Below are 23,437 nucleotides of genomic sequence, written 5' to 3'. Positions count from 1 at the left end.
CCCGAGGGGCGGGGGTGCTGCTCAGGACCGAACGGGGGGCGCCGTTCCAGACCTGACGTCCCGGGTGCCGCTCCGGGACCCCAGGGTGCCGCTCCGCGCCCGGGGGCGGGGTGCCACCGCGGACCGGGGCAGCGCGGTATCGCCATACGCGGGGAGGTCAGGCATGTCCGCGCCCCTGCCGTGCCGGCGCGGTCGAGCTGCCGCGATCCCGTCCCCCCCGGCCGTCGGTTTCCTGCCACGATGAGGACTACGCGCGAGGAAGGGCGGCCATGAGCGAGGAGCTGCAGGTCCCGGACGGCGCCGTCGTGGCCGGTGTCGACGGTTCCCAGCGGTCCGCGCATGCGGCCGACTGGGCCGCCGGCGAGGCCGAGCGGCGGGGGGCGCCGCTCCACCTGCTCTACGTCTTCGAGTGGCCGGCCGTGACGGAGGGGTACGACCCCGGCGTCACCCCCGACCTCCGTGCCGGCGCCGACCGGCTGCTGACGGAGCAGGTGAAGACCGTCGCGGCGAACCATCCGGGGCTCGCCGCCACGGGGCAGATGATCGTCTCCCACCCCGCCGTGGTGCTCGTCGAGGCGTCGAAGGAAGCGGCGGTCGTCGTCGTCGGGGCGCGCGGGCTGGGCCGCTTCACCGGTCCGCTGCTGGGCTCGGTCTCGCAGAAGGTCGCCGCTCACGCGCACGGGCCGGTGATGGTGGTGCGCGAGCAGGTGGGCAAGCTGCCCGGCCCGGTCGTGGTCGGCGCGGACCCGCTCGACCCGTCCACCGAGGTGCTCCGGTTCGCGTTCGAGGAGGCGCGGCGGCGCGACGTCGGCGTGACCGTGGTCAAGGGCGCGGGACGCCGGTTCGCCGGCGGCGCCCAGGCCCCTGACTCCGCGCGCTGAAGCTCGCCCGCCAGCTCGAGGCCGCGCACGAGCGCCTGCGCCAGGTGGTGGACGAGGTCGCGTCCGGCTTCCCGGGCGTCGACGTCGAGATCACCGAGAGCACCTCCCACCCGGCCGACGCCATCGTGGAGGAGGCGGGCACGGACAGCCTCGTCGTCGTCGGCAGCCGGGGGCACGGCGGGCTCGCCAGCCTGCTGCTCGGATCGGTCAGCCGCGGAGTGCTGCACCGCGCCGTGGCGGTGGCGGTCGTGCGGGTAGCGCCGTCGGAGTCCGACGCGCACCAGTAGGCGCCGTGCTGCCGGGGACGTTGGCCCCAGGCGCGGACCTGTGGGGGAGCGCGACCGTGGAGGCAAGACGGTGCGCGGAGCAGGGCTGTGGCCGGAGCAAGGGCCGGACGGAGGAGGAGCGATGGAGAAGAAGCGGTGGAGCGACCTGAGCGGGCGCCAGCGGGCGGCTCTGCTGGCGTTGGCCTCCGTGCAGGTCTCCCTGGCCGTCTCCGCGTGGACCGATCTTGCGGTGCGGGAGCCGGAGCTCGTCCGGGGCAGCAAGGCGAAGTGGGCGGCGGTCATCGCCATCAACTTCGTCGGCCCGGTGCTCTACTACTCGCAGGGGCGGGTCGCCCGGTAGCCGGGCCGGGGCACGGCTCGGCCACGGGCACAACGGTGAGGATCTGATGCCGCAGGGGCACCGAATCCTCACCGTTGACCGCGCGGCCACCCGGCCGAGGCCGGAACCGGACGGATCCGCAGCGCCGCCGGGGGCTGCCGCAGGGAGCCGTCAGCCCTCGTCGGTCGACCCGCCGCCCGCCCGGACCGGCTCGTAGCGCAGCTGGACCACCCCGTTGCCGAACGTGTGCGTGCCGGTGAGGCGCAGCGGCGTCCGCTCGTCCGTCGTCGGGAAGAGGGGGCGGCCCCGGCCGATCAGCACCGGGTGGACGTAGATGCGGTACTCGTCGATGAGGTCGAGGGCCGCGAAGGACGCGGCGAGGTTCGGCCCGCCCACGACGAGATCGCCGTCGGTGCGTTCCTTGAGCGCCTCGATCTGCTCCCGGTCGACGTCGCGCCACACCACCGTGTTCCACCGGGCGTGCTCGTCGAGGGTGCGGGAGAAGGCGATCTTCGGCATGTCCGTCCAGATCTTCGCGAACTCCTTCTCGACGGGCGTGGCGGCCGGGTCCTTCCCGGCGTGCGGCCAGTAGCCGGCCATGAGCTCGTAGGTGACGCGGCCCTCGAGAAAGGCACTCGCCTCGCTCAGCCGGTCGTTGAAGTGCTGGTGCACCTCCTCGTCCACCAGGTGCCAGTCGATCTCGCGGTCGGGCCCCTCGAAGTACCCGTCCAGGGACACGGAGATGGACAGGACGATCTTCCCCACGGGCGGCCTCGCCATCGTCTGGGGCCGCGGGCGGCGACCCTGTGGCCACAGTGTGCCGCGTCCCCGGCCGGGTGTCCGTGAGGTGGGGCGTGCGTCGCGCCTCCCAGGACGACGGCGGGCCAAACCACTGCCGGCAAATGCCGTTCCTGGGACCATGGAGGTGCACCGGTGGGCCGCGACGTGGCCGCCCTCCGGCCGGTGGAGGTGCGTTCGCCCGGTGCGGAGGTGCGAGATGGCTACGGGACTGCAGGTTCCCTCCGGCGCTGTCGTCGTCGGTGTCGACGGGTCGGACAGATCGGTGCGTGCCGTGGACTGGGCCGCGGAGGAGGCGGAACGTCGCGGCGCACGGCTGCACCTGGTGTACGCGTACGAGTGGCCCGCGCTGACCGAGGGCTACGAGCCGATCTCCGCCGAGGAGATGCTGCGGCCGGGCCACCGGATGGTCCAGGGGCAGGTCGACCGCGTACGTGAGGCGCACCCCGGGCTGGCCGTGTCCGGCGAGGCCGCGCTGGGCCGCCCCTCCGTCGTGCTCGTCGAGGCGTCCAGGCGGGCGTCGGTGGTGGTGGTCGGCGCACGCGGCCGCGGGAGGTTCACCGGGCCGCTGCTCGGCTCGGTCTCCCAGAAGGTCGCCGCGCACGCCCACGGGCCGGTGATCGTCGTGCGCCAGCAGGTGACCGACCTGCCCGGGCCGGTGGTCGTCGGCGCGGACCCGGAGGACCCGCCGCGCGAGACGTTGACCTTCGCGTTCGAGGAGGCGCGGCGCCGCGGCTGCGGCGTCACGGTGGTGGCGGTCAGCCGGGAGCTCCCGTTCCGGGTCGAGTACGGGGAGGCGGCGATGGAGGCGTTCACCCGGCACGTCGAGGAGGCCGAGAAGCGCCTGCACGAGGTCGTCGACGGGATCGCCGCCGAGCACGACATCCCGTTCGAGCTCCGCATCTCCAGCGCCCACCCCGTCGACGCGATCGTCGAGGCCGCCGGCGCGGACAGCCTCGTCGTCGTCGGCAGCCGCGGGCACGGCGGGCTGGCCAGCGTCCTGCTCGGCTCCGTCAGCCGCGGGGTGCTCCACCGCGCACCGGTGGTCGCCGTCGTCCGGGTCTTCCACCAGCCGGTGGTCGAGGGGACCGGCTGAGAGCGCGCGGCGGGTCCGGGAGAGTCCTTGCGACGACTGGCGGTGGCCACCGACCGGACGCCCCTGGCACGATTCCCCCGTGACCGCGGTCCGCGACCTGACCTTCACCCACCGCTTCACCCTGCACGGGGGCGGGCCGCACCTCGACCACGTCGAGGTCGAGTCCGTCGCGCCCCTGACGGACGACGGCGTCAGCACCTTCGTCCGGTACCGCGACGACGCCGCCGCCCGGTACGGCTACGCGGTCTCGAGATGGGCGGCAGAGCAGGGCGGAGCAGTCCACGCCGAGGTGCTGCTCTACGCCGTCGACGGCGACGCCGACGGCTCCCCGCCCCGGCACCACCCGTCGGAGGACCGGCGCCTCCGGCAGATCGCCGAGCTAGCGGCGACGGCGGCGACGGCGGCCGCAACCTCGGCTGCCCCCGCCGGGCCGGGCGCGCCGACGGTCTGGGTCCGGCCGGACCGCGGCGGGAAGCCCGTGCCCGCCGCGCTGGAGAGCTCCGAGCGTCTCGGCGGCGTCACCCGGGTCCGGGTGCTCGGCACCGGCATCGTCCCGACCGGTGCCACCCTCCTGCTCGCCCGGCCCGGCCTCGCCGCGGACGCGCTCGCCGGACCGGTGACCGCAGAGGTCCACGCGTGCACGCACCGTGACGAGGAGGAGGTCGCGTCTCGGGTGCGCTCCGGGCGGGGACGCCCCGCCGCGCGGCTGACCTTCGGCACGCTCGCGCAGCTGAGGGAAGGGCCGTCCAGATGACCGACGAGAGCGTCAGCATCCGGTCGATCCTGGCTCATGACACCCGGCGCACCCGGCGCACCCGGCGCCCCCGGCGCCGTGGCGGGGTGTGAACCCGGCACCGGTCGATGTCGGCGGGCCACCCTACGCTGGGGACGTGGCCCGACGTCCCGCCCTCGCGACGCTCCGCACCTGGCCCGACCTGCCGGGTGAGGACCAGATCCTGCTCGCGGTCGGCCCGCAGGCGTTCGCCCGCGGCATCGGCTACGCCCGGTCGGGCAAGGTCAGCTGGCTGACGTCGGACCCCGAGCGCCGGGTCCTGTACGCCGAGGTCCAGGGCACGGACGCCCATCCGTACCAGACCCTCGTGCAGGTCGGCGACGCCCACGGCGCCCGGCTGAGCACCGGCCGCTGCACCTGCCCCGTGGCGGTGGACTGCAAGCACGTCGCCGCCGTGCTCGTCGCCGCGCGTGACGAGCTCACGCCCCTGAGCCGCACGGCTCGCCCGTGGGAGCGTCTCCTCGCGGACGTCGTCGAGGACGAGCGCACCGACGGCGGCGACGTCCCCATCGGGCTCCAGCTCGAGCCGGTCGTCGAGCCCGGCTGGCGGGGGGAGCCCGCGACCCTGCGCCTCCGGCTCCGCCCCGTGGTCCCGGGAAAGAAGAGCCCGTGGGTCCGCACCGGCATCGGCTGGCGGGACCTGTCCTTCCGCTGGGGCGCCCACGGCCGCGTCGAGGCGCACCGGGAGGCGCTGCACGCGATCTGGATGGCGCACCAGCCCTCCGCCTACTCCTACAACGACACCGCCGTGCACCTCGACGAGTTCGGCCCCGCCGTGTGGCCGCTCCTGCGCGCCGCGGTGGACGCCGGCGTGCCGCTCGTCCTCGCGCGGCCGTCCGACGGCGCGTCGTCCTCGCGGACGCCCCGGCAACGGTTTCCCTCGAGCTCTCGCGGCGGGACGACGGCGGAGTCGTGGCCGTCCCGGTCGTCGACGTCCCTGGTCACCAGATCGCCCCACCGGGCGCAGGGCCGTCGGCCGCTGCGGCGGGGCCCGGCGTCCTCGGCGGGCCCACGGACTCGGACCCGGCCGCCGTCGCGCTGGTCGCCGTCCCGCTCACGGTGTGGTCCTCGACCGGGCGCCCCACCGCTACCGAAGCGGTGGGAACGGCGCGGGCGGCCGAGGCGGGCCGGCCTCCGGGACCACGAAGGACGACGCCGCAGCAGGCGGCTCCGCCGTCGGCCTCGTCCTGGCCCCGCTCGAGCGGCCGCTGACGACCAAGGCGTCCAACCTGCTCGCGGCGGGCGTGCTGGAGGTGCCGGAGGAGGACGTCGACCGCTTCCTCGGCGAGTACTACCCGACGCTGCGCCGCCTCGTGACGGTGCGCTCGTCCGACGGGTCCGTCGAGCTGCCCACCGTGGCCGCTCCGCGGCTCGGGCTGACACTGACGTACGAGCCTGACCACCATCTCTACCTCGAGTGGGCGTTCCTGTACGACGTCGGCGGCGCCACCCGGCGGGTGCCGCTGGACGCGGGCCGGGGGCCAGGGCGCGACCGCTCGGCCGAGCAGCGGCTGCTGCGTGAGCTCACCCTGCCGGCTCCGCTGCACGCGGGCCCCGGCCTCGTCGGCCCCGCCCCGAGCGCACGGATCAGCGGCCTGGACGCCGCGGTCTTCGTCGAGGAGTCGCTGCCCCGGCTGGTCGAGCAGGGAGTCGAGGTCGACGCCCTCGGCGAGCCGGTCGGGTACCGCCGCTCGGACTCCGCGCCGGTCATCCGGCTCTCCGCCACCGACTCCGCCGAGGGCGACTGGTTCGATCTCGGCGTCACCGTCGAGATCGACGGCGAGCACGTCCCCTTCGAGAGCCTCTTCGTCGCCCTCGCCCGCAGGGATCACCACCTGATCCTGCCGTCGGGCACGTACTTCGGTCTCGACCGCCCGGAGCTCGACCAGCTGCGCCGGCTCATCGACGAGGCCAGTCAGCTGCAGGACCGCCCGCCCGGCAGTATCCGGCTGACCAGCTACCACGCCGGGCTCTGGGACGAGCTCGCCGCGCTCGGCGTCGTCGAGGAGCAGAGCGAGCGGTGGGTCCGCTCGGTCGACCGGCTGCTCGGCGGCGAGGGGGCCGACCCGCCGGCCGCGCCCGCCGGGCTCCGGGCCACCCTGCGCCCCTACCAGCTCGAGGGTTTCCGCTGGCTGAGCTATCTGTGGGACGCCGGGCTGGGCGGGATCCTGGCCGACGACATGGGTCTGGGCAAGACCGTGCAGACGCTCGCGACCCTGCTGCGCGCCAAGGAGACGGGCACCCTCGCGGCGCCCGCGCTCGTGGTCGCGCCCACGTCGGTGGTCGCGGGGTGGGCCGAGGAGGCACGCCGGTTCGCGCCGGACCTGCGCGTCGTCGCCGTCACCGAGACCGAGAAGAAGTCCGGCCGCAAGCTCGCGGACGACGTCGCGGGCGCGGACCTCGTGGTGTCCTCCTACGCCCTCTTCCGGATCGACGAGGCCGCCTACCGCGGGCTCGAGTGGAGCGGCCTCGTCCTCGACGAGGCGCAGTTCGTCAAGAACCACCAGGCCAAGACCTACCAGTGCGCGCGACGGCTGCGGACGCCGTTCAAGCTCGCGATCACCGGCACCCCGCTGGAGAACAGCCTCATGGACCTGTGGTCGCTGCTCTCCATCGCGGCGCCGGGGATGTTCCCCGACCCGAAGGTCTTCGGCGAGCTGTACCGCAAGCCGATCGAGCGCGGCACCCGGCCCGAGCTTCTCGAGATGCTCCGACGGCGCATCCGGCCGTTCATCCGCCGTCGCACCAAGGAACAGGTGGCCACCGACCTGCCGCCCAAGCAGGAGCAGGTGCTGCACGTCCAGCTCAACCCGCGGCACCGCAAGGTCTACGACACCCATCTGCAGCGCGAGCGGCGCAAGGTGCTCAGCCTGCTCGACGACGTGGAGAAGAACCGGTTCACGATCCTGCGGTCGCTCACCCTGCTGCGCCAGCTCAGCCTGGACGCCTCCCTGGTGGACGAGCAGTACGCCAAGGTGCCCTCCTCCAAGCTTGACGTGTTCCTCGAGCAGCTCGAGGAGGTCGTCGCCGGCGGCCACCGGGCGCTGGTGTTCAGCCAATTCACCAGCTTCCTCGGCACGGTGCGCGACCGGCTCGACGCCGAGGGCATCGGCTACAGCTACCTGGACGGGAGCACGCGCAACCGGGCCCGGCGGGTCGCGGAGTTCAAGGCCGGTGACGCGCCGGTGTTCCTCATCAGCCTCAAGGCCGGCGGGTTCGGGCTGAACCTCACCGAGGCCGACTACTGCTTCGTGCTCGACCCGTGGTGGAACCCGGCCGCCGAGGCGCAGGCCGTGGACCGCACGCACCGCATCGGGCAGGACAAGCACGTCATGGTCTACCGGCTGGTCGCCGAGGACACGATCGAGGAGAAGGTCCTGGCCCTCCAGGCCCGCAAGCGCGACCTCTTCGACAAGGTCGTCGACGAGGGGGGCGCGCTGTCCGCGCCGCTGAGCGCCGCGGACATCCGGGAGCTGCTGGCGGTGTAGCCGCCGGACGGCGCCGCGCCGGGTGCCGTGTTTGATTCGGGGCGGAAACGTCCCCTACTGTGGGTCTTCGGCACATATGGGGGAGTGTCGTACAGAAGGTTGCGAGCACGCCCGGGCGAGGACGCCCGGCACGACCCCCGAGGAGGCCGGCGGCGATGGCCACCACCACCGACCAGTCCGCGCTCACGTACGCCGAGGCGGCGTACCTGATGTGGCTCGAGTGGGAAGAGGAGCGTCACCGCGACGGCGCCCCGCAGATGATGCCGTGGGACGACATGTCGGAGTCCTTCCGCCGCCTGCTGGTCCTCGGCCGGTACGGCCACCGCGTCGAGGCCTGACCGAAAGCCCCGCGCGCATCTCGCGAGACGTCAACTCCTCCGCGAGACGTCAGCTCCTCCGCGAGGCACGTCAGCTTCTCCGCCCGTCAGGTCTTCCACGAGACGTCCACCCGTCCGTGGGCAGCGAACGTTTCCCGCTAGAGGTCTCCACGGGGCGTCAGGCCGCGCGCCGCAGGCGCAGAGATCCGGCACCCTTGACACGTGACCATACGGTCACATAATGGTGCTGTGGACGAGGTCTTCAAGGCCCTGGCCGACCCCACGCGTCGGCAGCTCCTCGACGAGCTCTTCCGCCGGGACGGGCAGTCCCTGACCGCGCTCGAACAGCACTTCACCATGTCCCGCTTCGGTGTGGCCAAGCACCTGAAGCAGCTCGAGGAGGCGGGCCTCGTCGTCGTCCGACGGCGAGGCCGCGAGAAGCTCCACTTCCTCAACCCGGTACCCATCCGACTCATCCACGACAGGTGGGTGAGCAAGTACGCCGAGCCCTGGGCAGCGACGCTCAGCGGGCTCAAGAGCACGCTGGAGACTCCCATGGAGAAGATTTTCGAGATCTACATCCGCACCACCCCCGAGCGCCTCTGGGAGGCGATCACGGACGGCGAGACCCGGTCGAAGTACCAGTTCGGCGCGCGCGTCGTCTCGGACTGGACGGTCGGCTCGCCGGTGACGCTCGGGCACCCGGGCGGCGACGGGCTCGTCCTCACCGAGGGCGAGGTGCTCGAGGTGGACCCGGGCCGCCGCCTGGTGCACACGATGCACGCGCTGTGGAGCGACGCGGCCGCGGCCGAGGGCGTCTCGCGGGTGACCTGGGAGATCGAGCCGGTGCAGGACTCCTGCCGCCTCACGGTCACCCACGACCAGATGCGCGAGGGCGCGAGCGAGGAGCTCTACGGCGGCTGGCCGATGATCCTCTCCGGGCTGAAGACGTGGCTCGAGACCGGGACGACGCTCACCACGCCGGGCTCGCTGATGTACGCCTGAACGGACCCGGTGCGGCCCGGCCGCCCGTGCCGGCCGCAGGCGGTTCGCGCACGTCCCGGTCCCCTTCCTCGGGCCGTGTCGGTGGGGCGTCATAGAGTGGCGGCAGACCACCCGGGGGAGGACGCCCGTGCTGCACCTGCACCGTTCCGAGCGCGCCGACGCGCTCGTCCCGCCGCTCGCCGCCCTGCTCGCGGACCCGCCCGAGGACCCGTTCACGCCCGACGTCGTCGCCGTCCCCACGCGCGGCGTCGAGCGGTGGCTGGCCCAGCGGCTCTCCCACCACCTCGGTGCGGCCGACGGCGAACCCGGGATCTGCGCGAACGTCAGCTTCGGCTTGCCCGCCCGGCTCGTCACCGACGTGCTGGCGGCCCTGGCAGGCGTGCCCGGCGACGACCCCTGGCAGCCCGAGCGCCTCACGTGGCCGCTGCTCGAGGTCGTCCGGCTGCGCGTCGGGCTCGAGCGTCCAGCCGCCGCGGCGCACCGCGGCGAGAACCTGCTCGCACAGCACGTCGTGGTCGACGCTGCCGGCCGCGGTGACGACCAGCTCGGAGGGGACGTACGTGCGGCGGTAGTGCCGCAGGACCGCCTCCCTGGGCACCGCGCGGATGGTGTCGGCGGTGCCGCCGATCGGGCGGCCGAGCGGGTGGTCGCCGAGCACCGCGAGGGAGAAGCGCTCGTGCGCGACGTCGACGGGGGTCGTCGTCGTTCATCGCCAGCTCCTCGAGGATCACGCCGCGCTCGGTCTCGAGCTCGGCGGGGTCCAGCAGGGAGGAGGTGACCATGTCGAGGATCACGTCGACGGCCATCGGCAGGTCGACGTCGAGCACCCGCGCGTAGTACGCCGTGTGCTCCTTGCCGGTAGCCGCGTTCGCCTCACCGCCGACGGCGTCGAACGCCTCGGCGATGTCGAGCGCGGACCGGGTCGGCGTGCCCTTGAACAGCAGGTGCTCGAGGAAGTGGGTGGAGCCGTGGTGGCCGTCGGTCTCGTCCCGCGAGCCGACGGCCACCCACGCCCCGACGGCGGTCGAGCGCTGGCCGGGCATCTCCTCGGTCAGCACCCGGATGCCGCCGGGCAGGACGGAGCGCCGGATGACGCTGCCGTCCTGCTCGGTGCGGATCTCGGTGCCCGGCGCCGCGGCCGGGCCCAGAATCAGCGGATGAGGCATCCTCAGGCGTCGGCCTCGCCGGCGCCGGTCTCGGCGGGCTCGCGCTCCGCCTTCTCCTCGCCGGAGTGGCGGGTGCGGGTGCGCTCACGACGGCGACCACCGTCACGTCCGCCCCGACGCTCGTCGCGGGCGGGACGCTCCTCGCGGGCGGGACGCTCCTCGCGGGCGGGACGCTCGTCGGAGCCCTCGCCGTGGTCCTCGGCCGCCTCACCGTTCTCCTCGCCCTCGACGACGGCGTGCAGGGAGAGCTTGCCGCGCGGGTCGATCTCGGCGAGCTCGACCTGGACCTTCTGCCCCACGGAGAGGACGTCCTCGACGTTCTCGACGCGCCTGCCGCCCACGAGGCGACGGATCTGCGAGATGTGCAGCAGACCGTCCTTGCCCGGGGTCAGCGAGACGAACGCACCGAAGGACGTGGTCTTGACGACCGTGCCCACGAAGCGCTCGCCCACCTCGGGCATCTGCGGGTTGGCGATGGCGTTGACGGCCTGGCGGGCCGCCTCGGCGGAGGGGCCGTCCGTGGCGCCGATGTAGACGGTGCCGTCGTCCTCGATGGAGATGTCGGCGCCGGTGTCCTCCTGGATCTGGTTGATCATCTTGCCCTTGGGGCCGATGACCTCGCCGATCTTGTCCACGGGGACCTTGACGGTGATGACGCGCGGGGCGGTCGGGGCCATCTCGTCCGGGGTGTCGATGGCCTCGTTCATGACGTCGAGGATGTACAGGCGCGCGTCACGGGCCTGCGTGAGCGCGCCGGCCAGCACCGAGGCCGGGATGCCGTCGAGCTTGGTGTCGAGCTGGATGGCGGTGACGAACTCGCGGGTGCCGGCGACCTTGAAGTCCATGTCGCCGTAGGCGTCCTCGGCGCCGAGGATGTCGGTCAGCGCCGCGTAGCGAACCTCGGGCTCGCCGGCCTCGTTCTTGACCTCGTCGCTCATCAGGCCCATCGCGATGCCCGCGACGGGCGCGCGCAGCGGCACGCCGGCGTTGAGCAGCGACAGCGTCGAGGCGCAGACGGACCCCATGGAGGTGGACCCGTTGGAGCCGAGAGCCTCGGAGACCTGCCGGATCGCGTAGGGGAACTCCTCGCGGGTGGGCAGGACGGGCACGAGCGCGCGCTCGGCGAGGGCGCCGTGGCCGATCTCGCGGCGCTTGGGCGAGCCCACGCGGCCGGTCTCACCGGTCGAGTACGGCGGGAAGTTGTAGTTGTGCATGTAGCGCTTGCGCGTCACCGGGCTGAGGGTGTCGAGCTGCTGCTCCATGCGCAGCATGTTCAGCGTGGTGACGCCCATGATCTGGGTCTCGCCGCGCTCGAACAGGGCGGAGCCGTGCACGCGGGGCAGGACCTCGACCTCGGCGGAGAGCGTGCGGATGTCGCGCAGGCCACGGCCGTCCATGCGCACGCCCTCGGTCAGGACGCGCTGGCGCACGGCGTTCTTCGTGACGGAACGGTAGGCGGCGGAGAGCTCCTTCTCACGACCCGCGAAGCGCTCGGCGAGCGCCTCGAGCATCGCGGACTTGATCTCGTCCTGGCGCGCCTCGCGCTCCTGCTTGCCCGCGATGGTGATCGCCTGGGCGAGGTCGGCGGAGACCTGCTCCTCGACGGCGGCGTAGGCGTCGTCCTGGTAGTCCGGGAAGAGCGGGAACTCCGCCGTCGGCTTCGCGGTCTCGGCGGCGAGGCGCTGCTGCGCCTCGACGAGCGCCTTGATGAACGGCTTGGCCGCCTCGAGGCCCTCGGCCACGACCTCCTCGGTCGGGGTGGTGGCGCCCTGCTCCTTGATGAGCGTCCACGCGTTGTCGGTCGCCTCGGCCTCGACCATCATCACGGCGACGTCGTCGCCGACGACGCGGCCCGCGACGACCATGGAGAAGACGGCCTTCTCGACCTCGCTGTAGCGCGGGAACGCGACCCACTGGTTGCCGATGAGCGCGATGCGCACGCCGCCGATGGGGCCGGAGAACGGCAGGCCGGAGATCTGGGTGGACATCGACGCCGCGTTGATCGCGAGGACGTCGTAGGCGTCGTCGGGGTGGATCGCGAGGATCGTCTCGACGATCTGGACCTCGTTGCGCAGGCCCTTGACGAAGGAGGGGCGCAGCGGGCGGTCGATGAGCCGGCAGGCGAGGATCGCCTCGGTCGAGGGGCGGCCCTCGCGGCGGAAGAACGAGCCGGGGATCTTGCCCGCGGCGTACTGGCGCTCCTCGACGTCGACCGTCAGGGGGAAGAAGTCGAACTGGTCCTTGGGGTGCTTGCCGACCGTGGTGGCCGACAGGACCATCGTCTCGTCGTCGAGGTAGGCGACGGCGGAGCCGGCGGCCTGGCGGGCCAGGCGCCCGGTCTCGAAGCGGACGGTGCGGGTGCCGTAGGGGCCGTTGTCGATGACGGCTTCGGCGGACGTGATCTCGGGACCCTCCATGGGTGCCCTCCTTACGTGTCGTCCGCCCGGTCGGCCGACGGCCTTCGATCGAGGCCCACGGACGCCCTCACAGGTTCCGGAGGCCACTACCGAGGACCGGACGTACCGTCCCGGAGCGGTGCTGGTTGTTCAGTTGCGTCGCCGCGCGCCGGCCCGGGTCGCCCGGACCGCCGCGCATGCGCGACCGGCCCGGACCCGTGGGTCCGAGCCGGTCGGTGGATCAGCGGCGCAGGCCGAGCCGCGCGATGAGGCTGCGGTAGCGCTCGATGTCCTCGGCGGCCAGGTAGGCGAGCAGGCGCTTGCGCTGACCGATGAGGAGCATCAGACCACGACGGGAGTGGTGGTCGTGCTTGTGGGTCTTGAAGTGCTCGGTGAGGTCCTTGATCCGCCGGCTGAGCAGCGCGATCTGGACCTCCGGCGAACCGGTGTCACCCTCGTGGGTGGCGTACTCAGCGATGATGGACTGCTTGACGTCGGCAGCGAGGGCCATAGGTTCTCCTGGTAGGTCGTTGCACGGAGCTCCGGGGCATGTTCTCCCGGGCATGACGCATCCGTGGCCGGCATGACGGCACGGGCCAGCGTATCAGGCGCTCCGGACCGGGCGCGAGCGGCGGGCGGGCGGCCGCGGGCGGCGTGCGCCACAGCCCGTGCAGCTGCGCCGCGGCGGTCAGCGGCGGTCGGCCGCCCGGGGAGGCGGCACGGTCGCGACCGGCGCCGGGGGCACGCCGAGGATCTGGGCCGTGCGGCCGACGTCGTCGGCCATCTGCTCGAGCAGGGCGGGAACGCCGTCGAAGGTCACCATGGGCCGGAGCCGCTCGACCAGCTCGACGACCACCTCCTCGCCGTAGAGGTCGAGGTCCGTACGGCCGAGCACGTACGCCTCGACGGTGCGCTCGACGCCCTGGAACGTCGGGTTGGTGCCGACGGAGACGGCGGCCGGCAGGCGCTTGGAGGAGCCGTCGTCGGGCGCGTGCTCGGGCCGGATGAGCCAGCCGGCGTAGACACCGTCCGCGGGGACGACACCCAGGTCGTCCGCGTGCAGGTTGGCCGTCGGGTACCCGAGCTCGCGCCCGCGCTTCGCGCCGTGGACGACGACGCCGCGCACCCGGTGGGGCCGGCCGAGGACGTGCGCGGCACCCGCCACGTCGCCCGCCGCGAGCAGCTCGCGCACCCACGTGGAGGACCAGCGTCGCCCGCTGCCGGAGTGGGCGATGTCCTCGATGATCTCGACCCCGAAGTCCATGCGGCGGCCGAGCTCGGCCATCGTCCGACGGTCGCCCGTGTTGTCGCGCCCGAACCGCACGTCCTCCCCCCACGACCACCACGTGGGCGTGCAGGAGGTCGACCAGGTACCGGCGGACGAACTCCTCGGGGGGTGGCGCGGGAGAACTCGAGCGTGTACTCGAGAACGAGGACGGCGTCCAGGCCCGTGCCGGCAAGCCGTTCGAGCCGGTCGGTGAGGGAGGCGATGAGGACGAACTCCTCCTCGGGCCGGTGCACCGTGGCCGGGTGCGGGTCGAAGGTGATCGCCACGGAGGTCAGTCCCGCGGCCTCCGCCTCGGCGACGGTGGCGGCGAGCACCACCTGGTGCCCGCGGTGCACGCCGTCGAAGATCCCGAGGGTGGCCACGGTGGGGCCCAGGTCCGCCGGGACGTCCCCGGCTCCTCTCCACACCTGCACGCGTCATCCTCCTCCGTGCGCCCTCCGGCGCCAGATCGACTGTATCCCCCGCGACGGGGTCGCCCCGCCCGCGTCCGTCTCTTCTCTCGCGCGGCCGCGCTACGCCGGGTCGAGCACGAGGACGGGCCGGACCTTCCCGCCCCGCTCCTGCAGGAGGGCGACCACGTGGCCGTCGGGGGGCGAAGGCTGCCGTGACGGGGCCGGCCGACGGCGGCCGGAGGGGGCGAGGCCCACGTGCTGGCCCGCCATCCGGGCGGCGTGGAGGGTGTGCGGCCGGCCGAGACGGGCGGCACGGTGGTGGTCCAGGCCTCGGCGCTGCCGCGGGCGTACGACCTCGAGGAGGAGGCGCGGCTGCGCAAGGGGCGCAAGGACAAGAAGGTCTCCGCGATCCTGCACGCCGGCTACCCCGTGCGCTACTGGGACCGCGACCTCGGGCCCGCCGCCCCGAAGCTCTACGCGCTCCGGCTCGGCGAGGGCGGCGCCGTCGTCCCCGCGGACGCCGCCGCGGCGGCCGAGAAACCCCTCGAGCTGCGCGACCTCACCCCCGACGCGCGTACGCACCTGGTCCAGACCAGCCACGACCTCGCCGCCGACGGCTCCTTCCTCGTCACCGAGTGGGTGGTGCCGGAGGGGCGCGGCTCGCAGCGGGTGGACCTCGTCCGGGTCGAGGTCGGGACCGGCGAGCGCGTCACCCTGCTCGCCGCCGACGACGACGTCGAGTACTCCTCGCCGCGCATCTCGCCGGACGGTCGCACGCTGGCCTACGTGCGCGAGGAGCGGTCGACCGCCGAGCGCGCGCCCGTGCCGACCCTGTGGGTGCTCGACCTGGCATCGGGAGAGAGCCGCCGCCTCGGGGCGGGCTGGGACCGCTGGCCCGGGCCGGTGCGGTGGCTGCCGGACGGCAGCGGCCTGCTCATGACCGCCGACGAGGGCGGCCGCGCCCCGGTCTTCCACGTCGACGTCGCCAGTGGGGCGGTCACGCGCCTGACGGGGGACGGCGCCTTCTCGGACCTGGTCGTCGCCCCGGACGGCCGCAGCGCCTACGCGCTGCGCGCCTCGTACGCCCACCCCGCGGAGGCAGTCCGCATCGATCTGACCACGCTCGCCGACGGCGGAGCCGAGATCAGCCCGCTGCTCGGCCCCGTCGCCCGGCCCGAGCTGCCCGGCACCCTGCGCGAGGTGGAGACGACGACCGCGGACGGCGTCCGGGTGCGCTCGTGGCTCGCCCTGCCGCACGGGGCGTCGGAAGATGCGCCGGCGCCGCTGCTGCTGTGGATCCACGGCGGTCCGCTCAACTCGTGGAACGCCTGGAGCTGGCGCTGGAACCCGTGGCTGATGGTGGCAGAGGGGTACGCCGTCCTGCTGCCGGACCCGGCACTGTCCACCGGCTACGGGCAGGGGATGATCCAGCGCGGCTGGGGGCGGTGGGGTTTCGAGCCGTTCACCGACCTCATGGCCGCCACCGACGCCGCCGTGGCGCTGCCGGAGGTCGACGAGTCCCGCACCGCCGCGATGGGCGGCTCCTTCGGTGGCTACATGGCCAACTGGGTGGCGGGCCACACCGACCAGTTCCGCGCGATCGTCACGCACGCGAGCCTGTGGGCGCTGGACGCCTTCGGCCCCACCACCGACGCCTCGTACTTCTGGTCGCGGGAGATGAGCCCGGAGATGCAGGAGGTGAACTCACCGCACCGGTACGTCTCAGAGATCCGCACCCCGATTCTCGTGATCCACGGCGACAAGGACTACCGCGTCCCGGTCGGCGAGGGGCTGCGGCTCTGGTACGAGCTGCTCTCCGCCTCCGGCCTGCCGCAGGCCGAGGACGGGACGACGGCGCACCGGTTCCTGTACTTCCCGGACGAGAACCACTGGGTCCTCGCGCCGCAGCACGCCAAGGTCTGGTACCAGGTGGTGCTGGCGTTCCTTGCCGAGCACGTGCTTGGGGAGGAGCCGCGGGAGCTGCCGGAACTGCTGGGGTGAGTGGGCATGCGAGAAGGGCGGGAGCGCCGTCAGCGCTCCCGCCCTTCACTCACAGAGTCAGAGCATCTTCTTCTCGGGCCAGCAGAACGTGCAGGCTGTCGAGACGCCGCCGCCGTCGCCACCCTTGACAGGCGCCGCCGTCGCGGGAACCGCTGCGGCCGTCACGGTCAGCCCCACCGCGAGCACCGCGCTCGCCACGATCTTCCGAACCATAGTCACGACCTCCTCAGTCACTTCGATGCCCGTTCGGCCATCTGCATCGATAATCGCCGCTCAGTGCCCGGAATCCCCAAGGATTGGGCGGCAACTTGCTGCCATGGCAGCAAGTTGCCCTTGCGTCTCGGAAGACGTTGCGCGTGCTCGTCCGATATGGGGCACTCTGATCACCGACGTGGCAACTCGTTCGAGGGCAGCGTGACCATTAGCATCGATCCAGGTCAGAGAGACATTGGAGACAGATGTTCGAGCCGCTGGGGTTGAGCGCAGACGCCGTCGAGGTGTACCGCGTTCTCCTCGCGCACCCCGACATGTCGCTGGACGAGCTCGCAGGTCGCCTGTCCAAAGATGACGACGAGGTCGCCCAGGTCCTCGCGATGCTGGGGGACAAGGGCTTCGTCCGACGGTCTCACTCCGACCCCACGAACCTTCGGACAGAGTCCCCGCAGGTGGCGTTCGAGCGCATCATCGGGCAGCACGAGCAGGAGCTGCACCGGCAGCAGGAGCAGCTGAGTGCCATGCGGTCCAGCGCCGCGGCATTGGTGGACGAGTACCACCGCACCATCCAGAATGCCCGGCACGGGGAGTTCGAACGGCTCGTCGGGACGGATCACATCGTCTCTCGACTCCTTGAGCTCGGCCAGAACGTCGAGTCTTCGGTGGACTCGATCGTCACCAAGGCACCACTACCTCACGTTCTGAACCAGGCGAAGTCGGACGACGCACTCGCTCTTGCGCGCGGCGTCCGGCTACGCACCCTGTACCCTGCGGCCGCCCGCCACGATCCCGGAGTCGTGGAGTATGCCGAGTGGTTCCGCGAGCGCGGCGGCAATATCCGTACCGCCATCGCTTTGCCGGTCCGGGTGCTGATCTATGACGAGAAGATCGCCGTCGTTACGTCCGACCCGCAGGACTTCTCGCGCGGCGCCATCGTGCTCAACACCCCCCGGTGCCATCACGGCGCTGCAGGCCCTCTTCGACCTGCTGTGGGAGGCAGGCGCCGACCTGCCGTCACCGCCGGCGAGCGAGAACGAGCTCCGGCCTGAGGAGCGAGAGCTCCTGCAGCTGCTCTCCCGCGGGCTCAAGGACGAGGCCATCGCGCGTTCGCTCGGCATCTCGATCCGCACGGTGCGCCGCATGATCAACGTGCTCAGCAGCCGGGTCGACGCCACCAGCCGGTTCGAGCTGGGCGCCCGCGCCGTCGAGCGCGGCTGGCTCTGACCCTCGTCGGCGCCGACACGAAGAAGCCGGGGCCGCCCGGCATCAGCCGCACCACCCCGACCCGACGTTCAGTCCTGTCCGACGAGCGCGTCGGTCCCGGTCACCAGAAGAACGGCACCCGCCGGTCCCCGGAGGCGAGCAGTCCCGACAGCGCCAGGAGGTGCCCCGCCGCGCCGGTTCCCCGGTCCTCGGCCTCTTCACCGGTCAGGTGGAGGTGCCGGCGTGCCCCGCACAGGTCGAGGCGACCCAGGTGCAGCCGCACCAGGGAGATCCGCTCACGGGAGGGCGTCCAGGGCTCGGAGTGCATCGTCTGGTAGGCCAGGAGCGCGCCGGCGCGCGCACGGAACAGCGCGGGCAGGTGCTCGAGCCGCCGTCCGGAGGCCACGGCGGCCGACCGGTGCGTCTCCTGCAGCCACGGTGCGTCGAGGTGCTTGACCGCCTCGTGCAGGACCATGACGATGCCGTCCGTCCCGGTCCACAGCGAGGAGTCCTCTGTCGTGGACCAGCGCCGACCGTCCGGCCCCAGTCCGAGCGCGGCGAGGTCACGCTGCAGCGCCCTCTCCACCCCGACCAGAAGCTCCTCGTCCTCCGTCAGCCCGTACAGGTGCAGGAGGAACAGGGCGGTGCCCGAACCGCCGTGGAGCAGACCCGGCCCTCCCGGCCACGGGTCCTCCACGGCGAGCCGGTCGAGCAGCTCGGCGCCGATCGCCGTCGCACGCGCCAGGAGCGCGTCGACGTCGCGCACGGGCGCCCTCTCGAGGAGGGCGAGCCCGACACCGGGCAGGCCGTCGGCCAGCCCGGTGCCGAGCTCGACCAGCGGCACCTGCTCGACCTGCCCCCACAGGCGAGCCGCCGCTTCCACGCGTCCGAGCCGGTCGAGCGCCAGGGCGATACCGCTGGCACCGTCGAACAGTCCCGGACCGAGACCGTCCAACCCCTCGACCGCGCGCACGAGCCAGTCCACGAGCTCGTCCGGCACCTCCACGCCCGCTTCGGCGAGGGCCCAGAGAACTCCGGTCGCGCCGTGCCCGAAGGTCACCGGGCCGGCGGCACCCCCAGCGCCGCCGGCCATCAGGGCCACGTTGTCGGGAAAGAGCCGGTCCACCCGCTCCGGCGTCGCCGTCGCGAGGATGGCCTGCCCCACCTCTTCGAGGAGGCGGGGATAGTCCGCTGACTCGAGAGCCGACAGGTCGACCGCTCCACGGGCGGCCATGTCCACCAGCACCCCGGCAGGTACGGCGCCCCCCAGCGCCTCCCGCGCCGGACGCACGGCAGCCATCGCGTGAGCGGCCGTTCGCAGTTCGAACGGCAGCAGCATCGAAGCCTCGGACATGACACCCCCCGGATTTTCCCGGTTCCCAACGCACCCACCCCGGGCACACTCCGACGGTAGCCCGGGCGCTGCGCCGCGGACGACCTCCGGGGCGGTGCACTGGATGCCATGGCAACAACGTGCCAACTACGCAACTTCGCCCGAACCGCCCGGCCGGGACCTAGGCCCTGACCAGGAGCATCACGACGTCCACCACGGCGACGACGAGCGCGGTCCGGAACGGTGCCCGCCCGCCGCGCAGCAACGCCGCCATCGCGAGCACGGTGACCCCGACCAGGAGCGCCCACGCCCACCCCGGCACGGGACCGTCCGGCCCCAGCACGGCGACGGCTGAGCCCGCCGTCAGGACGAGGACGGCGAGAACCGCCGTGGGCCGGGCGCCCAGCCGGTGCGGGAGGCCGCGGACGCCGGTGGCGGCGTCGTCCGCGAGGTCCGGGATCACGTTGACGAGGTGCGCGCCCAGCCCCAGCAGACCGCCGACCGCCACCATCCACGCCGGCGGCAGCACCGGCGGGTCGAGGGCCAGCCACACGACCGCGGGGAGGGACCCGAACGCGACCACGTACGGCAGCCAGGACAGCACGGTCCGCTTGAGCAGCAGGTTGTACGCCCACCCCGAGCCGACGAGCAGCACGACGTGCGTGAGCCCCGCGGCCGGCCCGAGCAGCGCGGACCCGCCGACGCACGCCGCGACCGCCGCGGCCAGGGCGCCGCGGAGCACCGGCACGGGCAGCTCCCCGCTCGCGACCGGCTTGTCACGGCGGCCGACGGCGCGGTCCCGCTCGGCGGTCGACGAGGTCGTTGGACCACCCGATCGTCAGCTGGCCGGCGAGAACCGCGAGCGCCACCAGCGCGACCCCGCCCGCCGTGTGCCCGGCGACGACGGCGGCGAGCCCGGCCAGCACCGTGACCGCGACCGTCGGGGCGGGGTGGCACGCGCGCGCCAGCGCCCCGGCGAGGGCGGGCACGCGGGTACGGGACGGCACGCGAGCAGCGTAGGGCGCCGGCGGAGCCGGAGGACGCGATCGGCTGCCACGCACGCGCGCAGAACGTACGCTCGCCGGATGACGCACCTCGTGGGTGTGGAGGCCGTCCTTCCCGAGCACCGCTACGACCAGCGCGAGATCACCGACGTGCTCGTCGACGTCATGGGCGCCGACCGGCGCACCGAGCTGCTGCTGCGCAAGGTCCACGGCAGCGCCGGCGTCGACCGCCGCCACCTGGTCCTGCCGCTCTCGCGCTACGGGACCCTGGACGACTTCGGCGCCGCCAACGACGAGTTCATCTCCGCCGCTGTCGAGCTCGGTTCCGCCGCCGTGGCCGGCGCCCTGGAGCGCGCCGGTCTCGCCCCGCAGGAGGTCGACGTCTTCGTCTCCACGACCGTCACGGGCCTGGCCGTGCCGTCGGTGGAGTCGCGGATCGCCGCCCGGCTCGGCATGCGCGAGGACGTCGTCCGGGTGCCGCTGATGGGGCTGGGCTGCATGGCCGGCGCCGCCGGCACGGCCCGCCTGCACGACCTCCTCGCCGGCCGGCCGAACGGCGTGGCCGTGCTCGTCTCGGCGGAGCTGTGCTCCCTGACCGTCCAGCGCGACGACGTCTCGACCGCGAACCTCGTGGCCTCCGGCCTCTTCGGCGACGGCGTCGCCGCCGTCGTCGCCGTCGGCCCCGAGCATCCCGCGGCACGGGCTGCCGGGACGCCGTCGGTGGTCGCCAGCCGCAGCCGCACCTACCCCGGCACCGAGGCGACCATGGGCTGGGACGTGCGCTCGACGGGGCTGCGGATCGTACTCGGCGTCGAGGTGCCCGCCCTCGTGCGCGACCACGTGGGCCGCGACGTCGCCGCGTTCCTCGCCGAGCACGAACTCGGGATCGAGGACGTCGGGTGGTGGGTGTGCCACCCCGGCGGGCCGAAGGTCATCGACTCGATGGTCGAGGCGCTGGGGGTCGATGCGGACGATCTGGCCCTGACCACCGAGTCGCTGCGCACGGTCGGCAACCTCTCCTCGCGTCGGTGCTGCACATCCTGCGCGACACCCTCGACCGGCGGCCTCCCGAGCCCGGTACGTTCGGCGTCATGATGGCGATGGGCCCCGGCTTCAGCCTCGAGCTCGTGCTGCTGCGGGCCTGAGCGACGAAAGGGCCCCGCGATGACCTCCCAGATCCTGTTCACCGCGCTCGTGCTCGCCGTCGGCCTCGAGCGGCTCGCCGAGCTGGTGGTGGCGCGCCGCAACGCCGCCTGGAGCTTCGCGCGCGGCGGGGTGGAGTCGGGCGCCGGCCACTACCCCGTGATGGTCGTGCTGCACACGGGCCTGCTCGTCGGCGCCGTCGTCGAGGTGTGGCTGCTCGGGCGGCTCTTCCTCCCGGCGCTCGGCTGGCCGATGCTCGCGCTCGCCCTGGGCTCCCAGGCGCTGCGGTGGTGGTGCATCCGGACCCTGGGGCCGCGCTGGAACACGCGCGTCATCGTCGTGCCGGGGCTGCCCCTGGTCGACGGCGGCCCGTACCGGTGGTTCCGCCACCCCAACTACGTGGCCGTCGTCGTCGAGGGGTTCGCGCTGCCGCTGGTCCACAGCGCCTGGATCACCGCCACGGTCTTCACGGCGGTGGACGCGGCGCTGCTCCGGGTGCGCGTCCGGGCGGAGAACCGCGCCCTCACGGCGGCCCTCCCGGCGACGAGGGACCCTGGCCCGGCCGGCACCTCACCGCTCGCTCCGCCCGTCTCGCCGCCCCGGCCGCCCGCCTCGCCGTCATGACCGACCTCGTCGTGGCCGGCGGCGGGCCCGCCGGCCTGGCCACGGCGCTGCACGCCGCCCGCGCGGGCCTGTCCGTCGTCGTCCGCGAACCGCGGTCCGCACCGATCGACAAGGCGTGCGGGGAAGGGCTGATGCCGGCCGCCGTCGCCCGGCTGGCCGCCCTCGGGGTCGACCCGGCCGGCCGCGAGCTGCGGGGAATCCGTTACGTCCGTGACCGTGCCGCGGCCGAGGCACGGTTCCCGGACGGCGCCGGCCGGGGCGTGCGTCGCACGGTGCTGCACGCCGCGCTGCGCGAGGCCGTCCACGCGGCCGGGGTGCGGGTGGAGGCCGGCAAGGTGGTCGACGTCGTCCAGCACGCCACCGGCGTGGTGGTGGACGGCACCCCGGCCGGGCACCCTGGTGGTGGCCGACGGCCTCCACTCCCCGCTGCGCCACCGCCTGGGGCTGGCAGCCCCGGCCCGCGGCCCGCGCCGGTTCGGCCTGCGCCGGCACGTGCGGGTCGCGCCCTGGACGGACCTGGTGGAGGTCCACTGGGCCGACCGCGTCGAGGCCTACGTGACGCCGGTCGGACCGCAGGAGGTCGGCGTCGCGCTGCTGACGTCGGACCGTCGCCCGTACGCGGACCAGCTCGCCGCCTTCCCGGCCCTGCTGGACCGGCTCGGTGGCGCCGCTGCCACGACGAGCGTGCGCGGGGCGGGGCCGCTGCGTCAGCGGAGCCGGGGGCGTCCCGGCGGTCCGGCCGCGGCCCGGGCGAGGATCCGCTCCGCCCGCTACGTCCCGAGCTCAGCGACACCTCACCCGCTACGTCCCGGCTACGTCCCCGCGACGATCCGCTCCGGGCCGGCGTAGACGTTCAGGCCGTCGCCGCGGCTGAAGCCGACGAGCGTCATCCCGGCCTCCTGCGCCAGGTCGACCGAGAGCGCGGAGGGGCCGCTGACGGCGGCGAGCACGGCGATGCCGGCCATGCGCGCCTTCTGCACCAGCTCGAAGGAGGCCCGTCCGGAGACCTGCAGGACGGTGCCGGCCAGCGGGAGCCGCCGCTCCCGCAGCGCCCAGCCCACGACCTTGTCGACGGCGTTGTGCCGGCCCACGTCCTCGCGCAGGCACAGCAGGCGGGCGGCGCCGCCGTCGTCGACGGAGAAGAGGGCAGCGGCGTGGACCGAGCCGGTGGAGTCGAACACGCGCTGGTGCTCTCGGAGCTTGGCCGGCAGCCCCACCAGCTCGGCCAGCGGGACGCGCACGGGGTCGTCGGCGACCGGGAACCGGGACGCCCGCGTGACGGCCTCGATGGACGCCGTGCCGCAGATGCCGCACGAGCTCGACGTGTAGACGTGGCGCGCCTGGGCGGGGTCCGGACCGGGGACGCCGGGTGCGAGGCGGACGTCGACGACGTTGTAGCTGGGGGAGCCGTCCGGGGTTCACGCCCGGCCCGTACGCGAGGGAGGCGAGCTGGTCGGCGTCCCACACCACGCCCTCGGAGACGAGAAACCCGGCGACGAGGTCGAAGTCGCCGCCGGGTGTGCGCATCGTGACGCTCCACGGCACCCCGCCGAGCCGGATCTCGAGGGGCTCCTCGCCCGCGAGGGTGTCGGACCGACGGCGGGCGCCGCCGTCGGCCCGCAGGTGCAGCACGGCCTGCCGCCTGGTCACGCGCAACGCTCACCCCACCCGTCTTCCCGGCGGGGCCGCC

The 23,437-nt window shown here is 73.7% G+C and carries 22 protein-coding genes and 5 pseudogenes; 16 read left to right on the top strand and 11 right to left on the bottom strand.

Going from position 1 to position 23,437, the window contains the following annotated elements:
• Nucleotides 1-269: 269 nt before the first annotated feature.
• The 3 genes from DA06_RS07170 (at nucleotide 270) to DA06_RS07160 (ending at nucleotide 1,508) form a co-directional block, all read left to right on the top strand.
• Nucleotides 270-881 (top strand): universal stress protein, encoded by a 612-nt coding sequence (locus DA06_RS07170; RefSeq protein WP_052436470.1) that lies wholly within the window; start codon nucleotides 270-272, stop codon nucleotides 879-881.
• The gene (locus DA06_RS07165) at nucleotides 878-1,168 is read left to right on the top strand and encodes a universal stress protein (protein WP_418607897.1); all 291 of its coding nucleotides are present in this window, start codon (nucleotides 878-880) and stop codon (nucleotides 1,166-1,168) included. Before DA06_RS07170 ends, DA06_RS07165 begins: the two co-directional genes overlap by 4 nt.
• Before the next feature lie 121 nt (nucleotides 1,169-1,289).
• The gene (locus DA06_RS07160; protein WP_043498649.1) at nucleotides 1,290-1,508 is read left to right on the top strand and encodes a hypothetical protein; all 219 of its coding nucleotides are present in this window, start codon (nucleotides 1,290-1,292) and stop codon (nucleotides 1,506-1,508) included.
• 150 nt (nucleotides 1,509-1,658) lie between these two features.
• Here the strand turns inward: DA06_RS07160 and DA06_RS07155 are convergent, their stop codons facing one another.
• Nucleotides 1,659-2,252, bottom strand: a complete 594-nt coding sequence (locus DA06_RS07155; RefSeq protein WP_043498647.1) for a dihydrofolate reductase family protein — start codon at nucleotides 2,250-2,252, stop codon at nucleotides 1,659-1,661.
• A 232-nt stretch (nucleotides 2,253-2,484) separates the two neighbouring features.
• Between DA06_RS07155 and DA06_RS07150 the strand changes: the two genes are divergently transcribed.
• The 7 genes and pseudogenes from DA06_RS07150 to DA06_RS07120 form a co-directional block, all read left to right on the top strand.
• Nucleotides 2,485-3,381: a universal stress protein gene (locus DA06_RS07150; protein WP_052436469.1), complete on the top strand. Its 897-nt coding sequence runs from the start codon at nucleotides 2,485-2,487 to the stop codon at nucleotides 3,379-3,381.
• A gap of 79 nt (nucleotides 3,382-3,460) precedes the next feature.
• Entirely contained in the window at nucleotides 3,461-4,135 is a 675-nt protein-coding gene (locus DA06_RS07145; RefSeq protein ID WP_043498644.1) for a hypothetical protein, read from the top strand.
• Between the two features lie 136 nt (nucleotides 4,136-4,271).
• Nucleotides 4,272-5,573 carry an SWIM zinc finger family protein gene (locus DA06_RS07140; RefSeq protein ID WP_418607265.1) on the top strand — a complete coding sequence of 434 codons (1,302 nt, stop codon included), beginning with the start codon at nucleotides 4,272-4,274 and terminating at the stop codon, nucleotides 5,571-5,573.
• A complete protein-coding gene (locus DA06_RS07135) occupies nucleotides 5,488-7,662 on the top strand; it encodes a DEAD/DEAH box helicase (RefSeq protein WP_418607895.1) in 2,175 nt (724 codons plus the stop codon). The genes DA06_RS07140 and DA06_RS07135 overlap by 86 nt, the downstream gene beginning before the upstream one ends.
• A gap of 155 nt (nucleotides 7,663-7,817) precedes the next feature.
• The gene (locus DA06_RS07130) at nucleotides 7,818-8,000 is read left to right on the top strand and encodes a hypothetical protein (RefSeq protein WP_043498636.1); all 183 of its coding nucleotides are present in this window, start codon (nucleotides 7,818-7,820) and stop codon (nucleotides 7,998-8,000) included.
• A gap of 228 nt (nucleotides 8,001-8,228) precedes the next feature.
• Nucleotides 8,229-8,984 carry an ArsR/SmtB family transcription factor gene (locus DA06_RS07125; protein WP_043498634.1) on the top strand — a complete coding sequence of 252 codons (756 nt, stop codon included), beginning with the start codon at nucleotides 8,229-8,231 and terminating at the stop codon, nucleotides 8,982-8,984.
• A gap of 127 nt (nucleotides 8,985-9,111) precedes the next feature.
• Nucleotides 9,112-9,366 (top strand): annotated as a pseudogene (locus tag DA06_RS07120) (exodeoxyribonuclease V subunit gamma); the annotation flags it as partial.
• 57 nt (nucleotides 9,367-9,423) lie between these two features.
• On the opposite strand, the pseudogene DA06_RS07115 reads toward DA06_RS07120, so the two are convergent.
• The 5 genes and pseudogenes from DA06_RS07115 to DA06_RS07095 all read right to left on the bottom strand — a co-directional run.
• A pseudogene (locus DA06_RS07115) lies at nucleotides 9,424-10,150 on the bottom strand (M16 family metallopeptidase); the annotation flags it as partial.
• A 2-nt stretch (nucleotides 10,151-10,152) separates the two neighbouring features.
• Nucleotides 10,153-12,567, bottom strand: a complete 2,415-nt coding sequence (locus tag DA06_RS07110; RefSeq protein ID WP_418607262.1) for a polyribonucleotide nucleotidyltransferase — start codon at nucleotides 12,565-12,567, stop codon at nucleotides 10,153-10,155.
• A gap of 220 nt (nucleotides 12,568-12,787) precedes the next feature.
• Nucleotides 12,788-13,057, bottom strand: a complete 270-nt coding sequence (gene rpsO, locus DA06_RS07105; protein WP_043498625.1) for a 30S ribosomal protein S15 — start codon at nucleotides 13,055-13,057, stop codon at nucleotides 12,788-12,790.
• Nucleotides 13,058-13,234: 177 nt separating this feature from the next.
• A pseudogene (locus tag DA06_RS07100) lies at nucleotides 13,235-14,247 on the bottom strand (bifunctional riboflavin kinase/FAD synthetase).
• Nucleotides 14,248-14,346: 99 nt separating this feature from the next.
• Nucleotides 14,347-14,496 (bottom strand): hypothetical protein, encoded by a 150-nt coding sequence (locus DA06_RS07095; protein WP_418607260.1) that lies wholly within the window; start codon nucleotides 14,494-14,496, stop codon nucleotides 14,347-14,349.
• On the opposite strand from DA06_RS07095, the gene DA06_RS07090 reads away from it, so the two are divergent.
• Nucleotides 14,482-16,227 carry an alpha/beta hydrolase family protein gene (locus DA06_RS07090; RefSeq protein WP_052436467.1) on the top strand — a complete coding sequence of 582 codons (1,746 nt, stop codon included), beginning with the start codon at nucleotides 14,482-14,484 and terminating at the stop codon, nucleotides 16,225-16,227. The genes DA06_RS07095 and DA06_RS07090 overlap by 15 nt on opposite strands.
• Nucleotides 16,228-16,284: 57 nt before the next feature.
• Here the strand turns inward: DA06_RS07090 and DA06_RS07085 are convergent, their stop codons facing one another.
• Nucleotides 16,285-16,440 carry a hypothetical protein gene (locus DA06_RS07085; RefSeq protein ID WP_418607258.1) on the bottom strand — a complete coding sequence of 52 codons (156 nt, stop codon included), beginning with the start codon at nucleotides 16,438-16,440 and terminating at the stop codon, nucleotides 16,285-16,287.
• A 245-nt stretch (nucleotides 16,441-16,685) separates the two neighbouring features.
• On the opposite strand from DA06_RS07085, the gene DA06_RS07080 reads away from it, so the two are divergent.
• Nucleotides 16,686-17,489 carry a TrmB family transcriptional regulator gene (locus tag DA06_RS07080; protein WP_043498617.1) on the top strand — a complete coding sequence of 268 codons (804 nt, stop codon included), beginning with the start codon at nucleotides 16,686-16,688 and terminating at the stop codon, nucleotides 17,487-17,489.
• Nucleotides 17,425-17,571, top strand: a pseudogene (locus DA06_RS07075) (LuxR family transcriptional regulator); the annotation flags it as partial. The gene DA06_RS07080 and the pseudogene DA06_RS07075, both read left to right, overlap by 65 nt.
• A 193-nt stretch (nucleotides 17,572-17,764) precedes the next feature.
• Here DA06_RS07075 and DA06_RS07070 read toward each other — a convergent pair.
• The 3 genes from DA06_RS07070 to DA06_RS07060 form a co-directional block, all read right to left on the bottom strand.
• Complete coding sequence (locus DA06_RS07070; protein ID WP_418607257.1) at nucleotides 17,765-18,943, bottom strand: lanthionine synthetase C family protein; 1,179 nt, start codon at nucleotides 18,941-18,943, stop codon at nucleotides 17,765-17,767.
• Nucleotides 18,944-19,157: 214 nt separating this feature from the next.
• Nucleotides 19,158-19,724, bottom strand: coding sequence for a UbiA family prenyltransferase (locus DA06_RS07065; RefSeq protein WP_418607255.1), 567 nt, complete (start codon nucleotides 19,722-19,724; stop codon nucleotides 19,158-19,160).
• A gap of 28 nt (nucleotides 19,725-19,752) precedes the next feature.
• Entirely contained in the window at nucleotides 19,753-19,983 is a 231-nt protein-coding gene (locus DA06_RS07060) for a hypothetical protein (RefSeq protein ID WP_418607252.1), read from the bottom strand.
• 78 nt (nucleotides 19,984-20,061) lie between these two features.
• Between DA06_RS07060 and DA06_RS07055 the strand changes: the two genes are divergently transcribed.
• From DA06_RS07055 to DA06_RS07045, 3 genes are all read left to right on the top strand, one after another.
• Nucleotides 20,062-21,075, top strand: a complete 1,014-nt coding sequence (locus DA06_RS07055; RefSeq protein WP_418607251.1) for a type III polyketide synthase — start codon at nucleotides 20,062-20,064, stop codon at nucleotides 21,073-21,075.
• Nucleotides 21,076-21,144: 69 nt separating this feature from the next.
• A complete protein-coding gene (locus tag DA06_RS07050) occupies nucleotides 21,145-21,747 on the top strand; it encodes an isoprenylcysteine carboxyl methyltransferase family protein (protein WP_052436466.1) in 603 nt (200 codons plus the stop codon).
• 402 nt (nucleotides 21,748-22,149) lie between these two features.
• Nucleotides 22,150-22,596 (top strand): hypothetical protein, encoded by a 447-nt coding sequence (locus DA06_RS07045; protein WP_418607249.1) that lies wholly within the window; start codon nucleotides 22,150-22,152, stop codon nucleotides 22,594-22,596.
• Here DA06_RS07045 and fdhD read toward each other — a convergent pair.
• Nucleotides 22,560-23,403: pseudogene (gene fdhD, locus DA06_RS07040) on the bottom strand (formate dehydrogenase accessory sulfurtransferase FdhD). The gene DA06_RS07045 and the pseudogene fdhD overlap by 37 nt on opposite strands.
• Between the last annotated feature and the right edge of the window lie 34 nt (nucleotides 23,404-23,437).

Source organism: Georgenia sp. SUBG003, assembly GCF_000715355.2.
GTDB lineage: Bacteria > Actinomycetota > Actinomycetes > Actinomycetales > Actinomycetaceae > Georgenia.
This window is presented reverse-complemented; position numbering and strand designations above follow the sequence as displayed.

What these genes read in the sequence shown, in the direction of transcription:
- DA06_RS07170 (WP_052436470.1), top strand. Translation starts at nt 270, where the DNA reads ATGAGCGAGGAGCTGCAGGTCCCGGACGGCGCCGTCGTGGCCGGTGTC.
- DA06_RS07160 (WP_043498649.1), top strand. Translation starts at nt 1,290, where the DNA reads ATGGAGAAGAAGCGGTGGAGCGACCTGAGCGGGCGCCAGCGGGCGGCT.
- DA06_RS07150 (WP_052436469.1), top strand. Translation starts at nt 2,485, where the DNA reads ATGGCTACGGGACTGCAGGTTCCCTCCGGCGCTGTCGTCGTCGGTGTC.
- DA06_RS07130 (WP_043498636.1), top strand. Translation starts at nt 7,818, where the DNA reads ATGGCCACCACCACCGACCAGTCCGCGCTCACGTACGCCGAGGCGGCG.
- DA06_RS07110 (WP_418607262.1), bottom strand. Translation starts at nt 12,567, where the DNA reads ATGGAGGGTCCCGAGATCACGTCCGCCGAAGCCGTCATCGACAACGGC.
- rpsO (WP_043498625.1), bottom strand. Translation starts at nt 13,057, where the DNA reads ATGGCCCTCGCTGCCGACGTCAAGCAGTCCATCATCGCTGAGTACGCC.
- DA06_RS07095 (WP_418607260.1), bottom strand. Translation starts at nt 14,496, where the DNA reads ATGGCGGGCCAGCACGTGGGCCTCGCCCCCTCCGGCCGCCGTCGGCCG.
- DA06_RS07085 (WP_418607258.1), bottom strand. Translation starts at nt 16,440, where the DNA reads ATGGTTCGGAAGATCGTGGCGAGCGCGGTGCTCGCGGTGGGGCTGACC.
- DA06_RS07080 (WP_043498617.1), top strand. Translation starts at nt 16,686, where the DNA reads ATGTTCGAGCCGCTGGGGTTGAGCGCAGACGCCGTCGAGGTGTACCGC.
- DA06_RS07070 (WP_418607257.1), bottom strand. Translation starts at nt 18,943, where the DNA reads ATGGCTGCCGTGCGTCCGGCGCGGGAGGCGCTGGGGGGCGCCGTACCT.
- DA06_RS07055 (WP_418607251.1), top strand. Translation starts at nt 20,062, where the DNA reads ATGACGCACCTCGTGGGTGTGGAGGCCGTCCTTCCCGAGCACCGCTAC.
- DA06_RS07050 (WP_052436466.1), top strand. Translation starts at nt 21,145, where the DNA reads ATGACCTCCCAGATCCTGTTCACCGCGCTCGTGCTCGCCGTCGGCCTC.